Origin of the sequence: uncultured Methanobrevibacter sp. (assembly GCF_937906425.1) — an archaeon.
In the GTDB taxonomy this organism is placed as follows: Archaea; Methanobacteriota; Methanobacteria; order Methanobacteriales; family Methanobacteriaceae; genus Methanobrevibacter.
The window spans coordinates 1-10,897 of the sequence record NZ_CALCYR010000050.1 but is presented as its reverse complement, the minus strand read 5'-3'; the positions used below and the strand labels follow the sequence as shown (position 1 = coordinate 10,897).

Below are 10,897 nucleotides of genomic sequence, written 5' to 3'. Positions count from 1 at the left end.
ACTGCAATCTTCCTTGTTTATACGGTAATGGTTCTTCAGTTTGAAAAATTCAAGCAGCCCCTTCTGATTCTTTCTACAATTCCTTTCTGTCTGATTGGAGTTGTGGCCGGCCTTTTGATTTTTGGCTCAACACTGAATCTGCTTTCCCTTCTGGGACTCATTTCTCTGGCCGGAGTTGTTGTAAACAACGGTATTATTCTTGTGGATTATGTAAACCAACTGCGTGCCCAGAGGCGGGAAGTGATGGCAAAAAATATGGGGCACATGACTAAAGACGGAGACTGGGTAATTGAACTAGAAAGTGAAGAAGAAAACAGGCTTCTGTTTAATTCTGTTGTAGACGGGGCATCTTCACGAATTCAGCCGATTTTGATTACAACCCTTACAACCCTGCTTGGAACAGTGCCGATGGCAGTTTCTCATGGAGAAGGTGCTGAAATTTATGCACCGATGGGGCAGGCAATTGTAGGCGGACTTATTACCAGTACCCTTATCACGCTGGTGGTAATTCCTGTATTATATTATATGACAGAGCAAAAGAGAGATAAGAAGGAAAAGAGGTCCAAAAATGAAGACAAGAAAAACGATGAAAAGTGTGAAGACCATGAAGCCCCTGAAGACCATGAAAAACATGAAAAACATGAGAAAATGATAAATATAATGAATTAGGAGGAAAAAGTAATGATTGGAATTAATCAATAATCCAATCATTGCTTATGCAACTAGAAGTATTGAATTAATTCGTCATCATTACTTTGGTTTTTCGGTTTTACTTTTTCCATAGCCTTGTCGAAGAATTTTGCCGGAACTTCTTTTGCTTCGATATCATCTCTTAGTGTTAACATTGCAGCTTCGCGGCATACTGCTTCAATATCTGCTCCAACATATCCTTCTGTGTTTTTAGCTAATTTTTTAAGCTTTACATCTTTTGCAAGAGGCATGTCTTTAGTGTGAACTTTAAATATCGCCAATCTTGAATCCTCATCAGGAGTGTCAACCTTAATGTGTCTGTCAAACCTTCCAGGCCTCATAAGACCAGGATCGATTATGTCAGGCCTATTGGTTGCAGCAATAATTGCAACATCTTCCAATTCTTCAAGACCGTCCATTTCAGTTAACAATTGATTTACAACACGTTTGGTTACTCCAGAATCACCTGCTTCTCCACCTCTGCTACTTGCAATTGAATCAATCTCATCAAAGAAAATAACAGTAGGTGCAGTTTGCCTTGCCTTTCTAAAGACTTCCCTTACTCCTTTTTCTGATTCACCTACCCATTTGCTCAAGAGTTCAGGACCCTTTACAGCAATGAAGTTAGCGTCACTTTCATTTGCAACAGCCTTTGCAAGCATTGTCTTACCTGTTCCAGGAACACCATACAAGAGGGTACCTTTAGGAGGCCTTACACCAAAGTCCTTAAACTTGTCAGGATATTTTAAAGGCCATTCCACAGCTTCCTTCAATTCCTGTTTAGCATCTTCCAAACCACCAACATCTGCCCAACTTACATTAGGAACTTGTACAAGAACTTCCCTAAGTGCAGATGGTTGGATTTCACGAAGCGCTGATTTGAAGTCATCCTTATTTACAACAAGTTTTTCTAAAACTTCAGGAGGAATCTCATCATCAGCCCCTAAATCAGGAATGATTCTTCTTACTACTCTCATTGCAGCTTCCTTAGCCAATGCTTCAAGATCTGCTCCTACAAACCCATGGGTTGTTTCAGCAATATCATCCAAATCAACATCCTCTGCAAGAGGCATTCCCCTTGTGTGGATTTCCATGATTTCCTTACGTTCATCCCTGTCCGGAACGCCGATTTCAATTTCACGATCAAATCTTCCAGGTCTTCTAAGTGCACCATCAAGAGAGTCCGGTCTGTTGGTTGCGCCGATAACAACAACTTGACCTCTGGAATTAAGACCATCCATCAAGGTTAAAAGTTGTGCAACAGTTCTTCTTTCAACTTCTCCTTGGGTTTCTTCACGTTTAGGAGCAATTGCATCCAATTCATCAATAAATATAATGGAAGGAGCATTTTCTTCAGCCTCTTCAAAGAATTCCCTAAGGTTTTCCTCACTTCCACCAACATATTTGCTCATGATTTCAGGCCCGTTAATTACAATGAAGTGTGCATCACTTTCATTTGCAACAGCCTTTGCAAGTAAGGTCTTACCAGTTCCTGGAGGACCGTGCATTAAAACTCCTTTTGGAGGTGCAATACCTAACTTATCAAATAATTCCGGTTTTTTAAGAGGAATTTCAATCATTTCCCTAACTTTCTTAACCTCTTCCTTTAAACCGCCAATATCATCGTAACTTATGTCTACAAGGTTTGAAACACCTTCCAATTTAGACAGATCAACAGGCTCTTCACTGATTTCAACCTTGGTTTTTGGACCTACCTTTACAACACCGCCAGGGTTGGTACTTACAACAGCCAACTTGATTTGGCTCATTGCACCGATTCCAGGAACGTTCATCATGTCAGAGAAAACATCGTCAAAGAATCCTCCTCCCATTGAAGCTCTTCTAGGAGTTCTGATTCCAGTATTGATTAAGTCCCCTTGAACCATTACCTGATTTCTAAATGCTGCATTTAAATCTCCTCCGATTCTGATTCTTGCATCGATAGGAGCAAGAACGACTTTTTTAGCCTCCTTGGCTTCAGCATGTTTAATGATTACTTCCTCACCGATTGAAGATCCGGAGTTCTTACGGGTGGTACCGTCAATTCTCATGATAGGTTCCATTTCAGATTGAGAAGCAATAGCTATAGCTGCAGTGGTTTTAGATCCTGTAATCTCAATTAAATCCCCGTCCTTAAGTCCGAGTTTAAACATAGATTCCATATCTAGTTTAGCTATATTTTTTCCTACATCATCTTGAGATAAAGTTTCTGCAACTTTAATTTTTAATTCCATATCAGCCATGATATCAACTCCTTTGAATTTTGGAATAATGAATAATTAATAATAAATATAATGTATAATTCTAATGTCAATAGGTGTAATTGATTACACCAACAAGCAATATTCTAAGTCATTAAGCATAATTCTCATTATACTTATGAAAAATAATTTTTTACTCATAAAGCACAATCTTATTATGCCCATGAAAAATAATTTTTTACTCATAAAGCACAATCTTGTTATGCCCATGAAAAATAATCGTGATTTTAGTTACACTAATAAAAGATTTTTAATAATTATTGAATTAACAGAAATATCAATTGAAAAACAATAATTAATCTTAAAAATCATTATTTCAATTTTTCCAATTATTCAAATCAAAAGGGATCAATTTTTCTTGACTGTTCAAAATACAAAGTTTGAAATAAAATTTCACAATACATTAAAGATAAATTAAAGATAAATTAAGATTTTTTAAATAAAGTTTCTAAACAATCAAACAATAAATTAAATACACCTGATTAATTTAAATAACCAAAGAAATTAAAATAAATAATTTTTAATAAAATTAATTATTAATTTTTACTTAAATTCAAATAAACCAATTATCCAATAGATGCATTAGAAATAATCAAAATACAATTACCAGATAAAAATTTAAAAGAATTTTAAAAAATTTTATCAATAATTATTAAGTTAAATCTTTTAGTTAGTTTTTGTAACTAAATAATACTTGAACTTCATAGTATATAAAGCTTTCTATTTTATTAACAAAAAGTTATTTTAATTTAAAATTATTAAAATAATTAAAAAATTAATCTTATTGATTATTTTTAAAAAAAATAATTATAAAATAAATATTCATAATAAATAAGAATGATAATTATGTAAAAAATAAAATAAAAGAATTTAATTAAAAATAATATTTAGTAATTAAAATAAAAATTTTTCAAGAAACAAGCAAATCATTAGTAAAAATTCAAACTAAAATAAAAAAATAGAAATGAACTAGCAAAGAAAAATAAAAAAAGTATACTCATTATTAAAATAATAATCATTTAAATTTTAAAAACTAAAGAAAAAATAAAAAAATTATATTCACTCTCATAGTTTTCTTGAAATTTTAAAAAAAAATCTTAAAAAAGTAATTTTTAGGAATGCCTAAAAAATTATTAGTTTTTTCAATTTTAATATGAAAATTTGATTAACTGTTCATAAAATTAATTGAATAAATAAACAGTAATTATCAAAAAAGGGTGAATATTATTCAGTTAAACTAAATTAAAAAATAAAAATGTCTAGAAAAAGCCTCAAAATACTGAACTAAAAAGAAAAAGGTTTATAAGTTAAAAAAATCAATAATTAAATAAAGATAACTTGACACGGTTATCTGATGGAAGTGGAAAAAATGAATGATTTATTTAATTTATCAGGTCAAGTAGCTGTAGTAAGTGGAGCATCCTCCGGTATCGGAGTAGACATGGCTAAAGCATATGCTAGATATGGTGCAGACATTGTTATTACAGGAAGAAGGAAAGAAAGATTAGACCAAGTTGCTGAAGAAATCAAAGAAATTGGAGTAGACTGTATTGGTGTAGTTTGTGATGTAACCGACACTGAAAGTGTTGAAAACTGTGTAAAAGAAATCATGGACCACTATGGAAGAATCGACATTCTCCACAACAACGCAGGATACGGTGCAACCAAAGAAGCAGAATTATTAACTGACGAAGAATGGAACATGACTGTAGATGTAGACCTTACCGGTACATTCAAAATGTCCAGAGCAGTTGCACGTGAAGCAATGATTCCACAAAAATACGGAAGAATCATCAACACTGCATCCATGTTCGGTTTAGTCGGAACCATGGCAACCCCAACTTCCCCATACGCAGCAGCAAAAGGTGGAGTAGTAAACCTCACCAGACAATTAGCAGCAGAATGGGCTAAATACAACATTACTGTAAACGCAATCTGTCCTGGTACCTTCCCAACAGAACTTACCCGTTCAACTATTGACAATGATGAATACAAAGCATACACTAAAACTGTAGTTCCTGTAGGAAGATCTGGTGTAGACGGAGAATTAGACTCAACCGTTGTTTACTTAGCATCCCCTAAATCCAGTTACGTAACTGGACAAGCTATTGCTGTAGACGGTGGATACACCTGTATATAATTGAAAATTCTTATTTTCAATTATTTTTTTTCTTTTTTTAAAAAGTTTTAACCTCATTTAAATAAAAAACATATCTTAAAACTCTTTTTTTAAAACTTAAACCCCATTTAAATAAAAAAATATATCTTAAAACTCTTTTTTTAAAACTTTAAACCCAAACTAATTAAAAATTAAATTCTGCTCATTTTTTAAATTTTAAACATAAATTTAATTCAATTATTTTATTTAAAACTTATTTTCTAATTTTTAAAATATAACATCAGTTATATATAATTTAAAAACATAATTTTAATAGGATTTATAAAATAGATAATTGAAAACCCGATTAAATTATTGAAAAATAATTAAAATAATTAAAATAATTAAAATTAAAATTATTTAAATTAAAATTATTGAAAAATAATTAAAAATAATTAAAAATAATTAAAAATAATTAAAAATAATTAAAAATAATTAAAATTGATTAAAATTGATTAAAATTGATTAAAAAATTAAAAATAATTTTAATTTAATAAAAATACTTTTTTACGTGATTTATTATGGAAAACCGTACAGGACTATTTACAAATGCAATCATTTGGTTTGGAGTTGCAATTTCAGTTTCTGAAATTATTGCAGGTATCCAAGTCGGATCTGGAGCAGATGTAAACTCCATATGGCTTCCATTAATACTCGGACATATAATCGGAGGAATATTGCTTTACTTTACAGGCCTTATTGGAGCAAATCTTAGGGTAAATGCAATGGAATCAATCAAATCAACATTCGGCAATTTCGGTTCAAAAATCTTTGCAACATTGAATGTCCTCCAACTCATAGCATGGGTGGCAGTATTGAATGCCCAAGGTGCAATGGCCCTTATGGACCTGAATCTACCAATATCCTTTGCTGCAACCTGCCTGATTCTTGCAGGACTTGTTGCAATATGGGTTTTTGTTGGACTTCAACGTTCCTCAAAGATAACAAGCATTGTAATGATTGTATTAACAATCTTACTTATTGTACTAAGTGTTAAGATATTTGGAATAAATGCATACCCTCCAATTAAAAGTTCCCAAACACTGAGTTTCTGGAATATATTTGAAATTTCAATTGCAATGCCTATTTCCTGGCTTCCAGTAATTTCAGACTATACAAAGGATGTTGAAAGTCCTAAAAGGGCGACAGCAATTTCTGCAATAGCTTACACAATCGCAAGCCTTTGGATGTATTTCATTGGTGTTGAGGTTGTAGGAATGGGAACAACCAACATATCACAGGCAATTCTTTTATCAGGACTTGGAGTTCAAGGAGTCATCATAATGGTTCTCTCAACAGTTACAACAAATTTCCTTGCTACAAATTCTGCAGGAGAATCTGCCAAGGCAATCTTTAACAGACTTGACCCGAAGATTACAGGAGTTGTGGTAAGCGCTTTAAGTGCAATGCTTGCAATTTCAGGAATTATGAATCATTACATAAGTTTTCTTTACCTGATCAGTTCTGTCTTTGCACCAATGGCTGCCGTACTTGTCGTTTCATTCTACATTGGAGGGGAAAATAATAAAAAAAGAGACTGGTATTGGAATATATTATCATGGTTTGTAGGGTTTATGGTTTATCAAGTGGCTTCAAGCATGGATTCCATATTTTTAGGACCAAGTCTACTTGCAGTTATAGTATCCGCAGCACTTGCATATATAAATATTATTCTTAAAAATAAAAAAATAAAGAAAAATAAAACTTTAAAATAAAATTAAAAATAAAATAAAAGTCTAAAACCTAATAAAAATAAGAAAATAAAGAAAAATAAAATTTTAAAATAAAATAAAAGTCTAAAATAAAAGTCTAAAATAAAATAAAATTTTAAAATAAAATAAAAGTCTAAAATAAAACTAAAAATAAAAAATAATTAAACTCTTAATAAAACTCTAAAATAAAACTAAAAATAAAATAAAAGTTTAAAACCTAATAAAAATAAATAAAATAAAGAAAATAAAGAAAATAAAGAAAATAAAGAAAATAAAGAAAATAAAGAAAATAAGTTTAAAAAAAAGAAAAATAATCAAGATTTTTATAAAAAATCCTGATTTGTCTATAACATAGTTGCAACTACGTAATATAAAATTGAAGTTACAGCAGGTACAGTAAGATTGTCAACACCACCATAACTTACAGCTTCACAAACAGTTGCTATAGCGGAAATGATTAAAACATACCAAAAGTTAAATTCCGGAAGAGTGTAACCCAAAGCCATATAAAACATCCATACAAATACTGCAAGAACAGCAGTTACTGCAAACATTGCAAGGGATCCTTCAAGGGATTTTTCTCCGCCAAATACATGATATTTAACTTTACCCCATTTTCCACCAACAAGAGCTGCAAATCCATCACCATACACTAAAGGAACAATAGCTAATGCTACAATCCAAAGCAAGTTAGGATCAATCATTATTGGGAAAATAAAGAGCAATATTGACCAAATTCCTGCATAAAAGAATAAGCCTAAAGCATGTCCTGATTCTGTCATTTCATTCTCAATCTTAATAGGGGAATATTCTGTAAGGAAGAACAAAGCCACTGTAATCGGCAATGTAATGAATAAAAGCATAACCCATGCATCTGAGAAGAAAGGCATTGCAAAGATCATATTTCCTATCATGATATGTAGGAACTTACGTGAAACTTCAGGCCTGCTCTTTAAAACCTTTTCAGCTAAAAAGAAAATTACAATAACATATGCATAAACAATAATTAAAGCAACAACATCTGACCACAACATAATAATCTCTCTTAATAAACAATAAAATTATCCAAATCTAATCCTCTATGACATTATGAGTTCTGTCATCATCATATTCCCCGTATTCACAACCTGCATTTTCGATTTTTACATGGTCAATCAATGTGCCGTCCTTTTTCATCAGCTTAATCTCACCATAACCGTTACCGCCATTCCAAAGACGGGTGTGTAATTTCTTACCGTTAGGTGCCTCATAATTGAAAAGCAGCATCTCATCACGTTTACAATACAATTTCAATTCTATCTTGCTGTTCCAATTACTTGCATTAATGAACCATTCATTAACTTCTTTTCCTTCTTTAAAACCGAAATCAACCCTTACATTATTCCAGAATCTTGCAAAGTTGTATTCATACATTTTTCCTTCATAATAAAATCCTATCAATAGTTTACGAGGAAGGGAAATGCCGAAAGCCTTAGGTTTTCCACCGCCAGCTTCAAAAGCAGAATTATTAAGTTTTTTTCCTGTTATCAAACTGGTTAAATTACATGAGGATATCCATAACCAAGGACTTGTAAAGTCAGCTCCCCAGTTCTTATCTGCATAACCAAAGGATTTTTCAGGAATCACCTCATACTCAACACCATCCATCTCAATGGTACCGCTGTATTGGGTCTTGATTCCTTCAGCATGCCAAAACATTTCAAAGGAGTTTAATTTTCTAAATATGCCGCTTGCACCATAACCTACATTAAAAGTGATTTGCTTATCAATATCCAAATCCCATTTCATTTCACCTGCATCACACATATATTCGGGATGGTTTTTGGCCTCCTCTTCAGTAACCTTACAATATCCACTCATATGTGTCTCAGACAAGGTAAACTCACCTAATTTAATGTCCAATTTATCATCAGGACATTCAAAATCCTTCATGGAGTAGTAATTATGGATTTGTTTAGGTTCCTTACCCCATGCTCCAACCTTCAACATGCAGTAGGAAGGTTTTTTACCTTGACGAATTGTTTCAGGATCTTGACCTAAAACAGGTTCATCCTCTGCAAGAGCAGGATTGCATGTAAAGTATTCTATAAAGAAAGGTCTTGCTTCCCCAGTCTCCTTATTATATGCAGTCAAGGAATGCCACCACCAGTCATAACCCTGTTTGGCAAGCGGACCTTTTAACATATAATGATCTCTTTTCAAATCACTTTTATTCATTAAAATCCTCCTTAAAAAAATCGTTATTGGCAAATTAAAATAAAATTAATCCTTTTATAAAATTAAATAAGAAAATGGAATTAAAAATTTCAATTAATTGAATTCAATCCATTAAAATTATAAACTACATTTTAATTTACAATAACATGAATTAAAACATAAAATGTTAACTAAATTTAAGTTTATTTTTGATATAATAAATAATTTATTATTTAAATCGGCAATTTGTATTAAAAAATGTATTAAATTTTAATATAGCTATTAAATAATATTAAAATTGAAAAAATCACTTAATTAAAAAAAATAAATTAAAACTAATTTAAAATAAACTAAAAATAATTTAAAATAAGAAAAGGAAAACAATAATAAAAATAATGAAAATAAGCCAAAATAAACTAATTAAAACAATAAAAATAGAAAAAATAGAAAAATATAAGGAAAAAAGGAATTTAAAGAATTAAGAATTCCATTAAAACTCTTAAACCCATTAAACCCATTAAAGAAAAAACACACATCCAAACCATTAAATTACACCACACAAAATAAAATCAACATTAAGGGGTTTTTTAAAAAAAATAATAAGTTAAATTTTAATATAAATTTAATTTTAGTATAAATTTAATTTTAAATTTAATTTAATTTTAATTTTAATCGGACTCAGAATCAAATTCCTCTTTTAAAAATAGAGGAATTCCAATAAAGTCAGAATCGGATTTATTTCCAGAGAAAATAGGATTTTCCTCAACTATGGAAAACGAAACAGAATCCATATCTTCGCCCAAATTATTTAAAAATTGGGAAAACTCTTCCTTATCAGAATCAAGTTCAAAAAAAGATTCATCAGAATCCTCATCCTCAAGAGAAACAAAAGGATTGAAAGCCGGATCAATTTCAAAAGAAATATTATCAAAATCTTCATCCTCCGGAGAAACAAAAGGATTGAAAGCAGGATTAATTTCAAAAGAAGACACATCATAAGAATTAGAATCTAACCCCATTTCAAAAGAAGACACATCATAAGAATTAGAATCGCCAATGGCACCAAATTGATCAATTAACTCATAGAAATGAACAAATAATTTTTCTTCCACACTTTCAACGATTTTATCAATATTTTCCAAATCCCCCCAATCCTGAGAATTTACCACAAAATTACAAAAGTCATCGATTGAAGAAATACTGTTTTTGTATCTGATTAAATCCCTAACACCTAAATTGCCAGATTCAAATAAAACATTTACTCTTTCAGTTTCCATACCAAGACGTCTTAGAAATATTAATTGTGTTATTCCAAATTCATTCATGAGAATACCTCCAAATTTTAAAAGTTCAACAGTAAAATACAAAAACCCGCATCCGTATTAAATAATTACCCCCTTAAGATAAACTACCCCCAGGAGTTTACTGAATTATTTAATCCCTCCCTATCCAAGAAAGAATCACCACCAGAATAGGAGAAACCGTGTTTGCCCGAAAATCGAAGTGATAGACATGAATACAAAAAAACTGTGAGAAACAAAAAAAATATAACAAATTACTGGTGATGATTATTTTTTGGTGTATGCATTATTTCATAAAACAGTTTCATAAAACAATGCATTATTACATATAAGACAAGCACCATATATAAAGTTAAGTAATGTTCGCAATAAAACAAATAAAATTTTTAATCAAATAAATGAAAATAATGGTTTAAAATAAATAAAACAAATCAAAAAGAGTTTAATTTTAAAAATAACTAAAATAAAATTAAAAAATAAGAAATAAACTAAATTAAATCAAAATAGAAATTTTGTTAAATTTTAAAAAAAATCATTGAAAGAAATTAAAATAAAAATAAATAAAAATAAAAAAAATTG

At 30.6% G+C, this 10,897-nt stretch carries 8 protein-coding genes; 3 read left to right on the top strand and 5 right to left on the bottom strand.

What is annotated here, in order from left to right:
• Positions 1-35: 35 nt before the first annotated feature.
• Positions 36-161 (bottom strand): hypothetical protein, encoded by a 126-nt coding sequence (locus Q0138_RS01465; RefSeq protein ID WP_297979928.1) that lies wholly within the window; start codon positions 159-161, stop codon positions 36-38.
• Positions 162-243: 82 nt separating this feature from the next.
• On the opposite strand from Q0138_RS01465, the gene Q0138_RS01460 reads away from it, so the two are divergent.
• Positions 244-669: an efflux RND transporter permease subunit gene (locus tag Q0138_RS01460; protein ID WP_346662260.1), complete on the top strand. Its 426-nt coding sequence runs from the start codon at positions 244-246 to the stop codon at positions 667-669.
• A 53-nt stretch (positions 670-722) separates the two neighbouring features.
• Here Q0138_RS01460 and Q0138_RS01455 read toward each other — a convergent pair whose 3' ends face one another.
• A complete protein-coding gene (locus Q0138_RS01455) occupies positions 723-2,933 on the bottom strand; it encodes a CDC48 family AAA ATPase (RefSeq protein ID WP_297979926.1) in 2,211 nt (736 codons plus the stop codon).
• A gap of 1,387 nt (positions 2,934-4,320) precedes the next feature.
• On the opposite strand from Q0138_RS01455, the gene Q0138_RS01450 reads away from it, so the two are divergent.
• Positions 4,321-5,091 (top strand): SDR family oxidoreductase, encoded by a 771-nt coding sequence (locus Q0138_RS01450; RefSeq protein WP_297979923.1) that lies wholly within the window; start codon positions 4,321-4,323, stop codon positions 5,089-5,091.
• 539 nt (positions 5,092-5,630) lie between these two features.
• Positions 5,631-6,824, top strand: a complete 1,194-nt coding sequence (locus Q0138_RS01445; protein WP_297979921.1) for a cytosine permease — start codon at positions 5,631-5,633, stop codon at positions 6,822-6,824.
• A gap of 341 nt (positions 6,825-7,165) precedes the next feature.
• Here Q0138_RS01445 and Q0138_RS01440 read toward each other — a convergent pair whose 3' ends face one another.
• The 3 genes from Q0138_RS01440 to Q0138_RS01430 form a co-directional block, all read right to left on the bottom strand.
• A complete protein-coding gene (locus Q0138_RS01440; protein ID WP_297979919.1) occupies positions 7,166-7,855 on the bottom strand; it encodes a diacylglycerol/polyprenol kinase family protein in 690 nt (229 codons plus the stop codon).
• A 37-nt stretch (positions 7,856-7,892) separates the two neighbouring features.
• A complete protein-coding gene (locus Q0138_RS01435; protein WP_297979916.1) occupies positions 7,893-9,038 on the bottom strand; it encodes a tocopherol cyclase family protein in 1,146 nt (381 codons plus the stop codon).
• A 647-nt stretch (positions 9,039-9,685) separates the two neighbouring features.
• On the bottom strand, positions 9,686-10,384 hold the full coding sequence (locus Q0138_RS01430; protein WP_297979913.1) for a hypothetical protein: 699 nt from the start codon (positions 10,382-10,384) through the stop codon (positions 9,686-9,688).
• Between the last annotated feature and the right edge of the window lie 513 nt (positions 10,385-10,897).

Bases quoted from the DNA above. Each gene is read 5' to 3' on its own strand.
- Q0138_RS01465 (WP_297979928.1), bottom strand. From the start codon at position 161: ATGAGTCCCAGAAGGGAAAGCAGATTCAGTGTTGAGCCAAAAATCAAA.
- Q0138_RS01460 (WP_346662260.1), top strand. From the start codon at position 244: ATGGCAAAAAATATGGGGCACATGACTAAAGACGGAGACTGGGTAATT.
- Q0138_RS01450 (WP_297979923.1), top strand. From the start codon at position 4,321: ATGAATGATTTATTTAATTTATCAGGTCAAGTAGCTGTAGTAAGTGGA.
- Q0138_RS01445 (WP_297979921.1), top strand. From the start codon at position 5,631: ATGGAAAACCGTACAGGACTATTTACAAATGCAATCATTTGGTTTGGA.
- Q0138_RS01435 (WP_297979916.1), bottom strand. From the start codon at position 9,038: ATGAATAAAAGTGATTTGAAAAGAGATCATTATATGTTAAAAGGTCCG.
- Q0138_RS01455 (WP_297979926.1), bottom strand. From the start codon at position 2,933: ATGGCTGATATGGAATTAAAAATTAAAGTTGCAGAAACTTTATCTCAA.
- Q0138_RS01440 (WP_297979919.1), bottom strand. From the start codon at position 7,855: ATGTTGTGGTCAGATGTTGTTGCTTTAATTATTGTTTATGCATATGTT.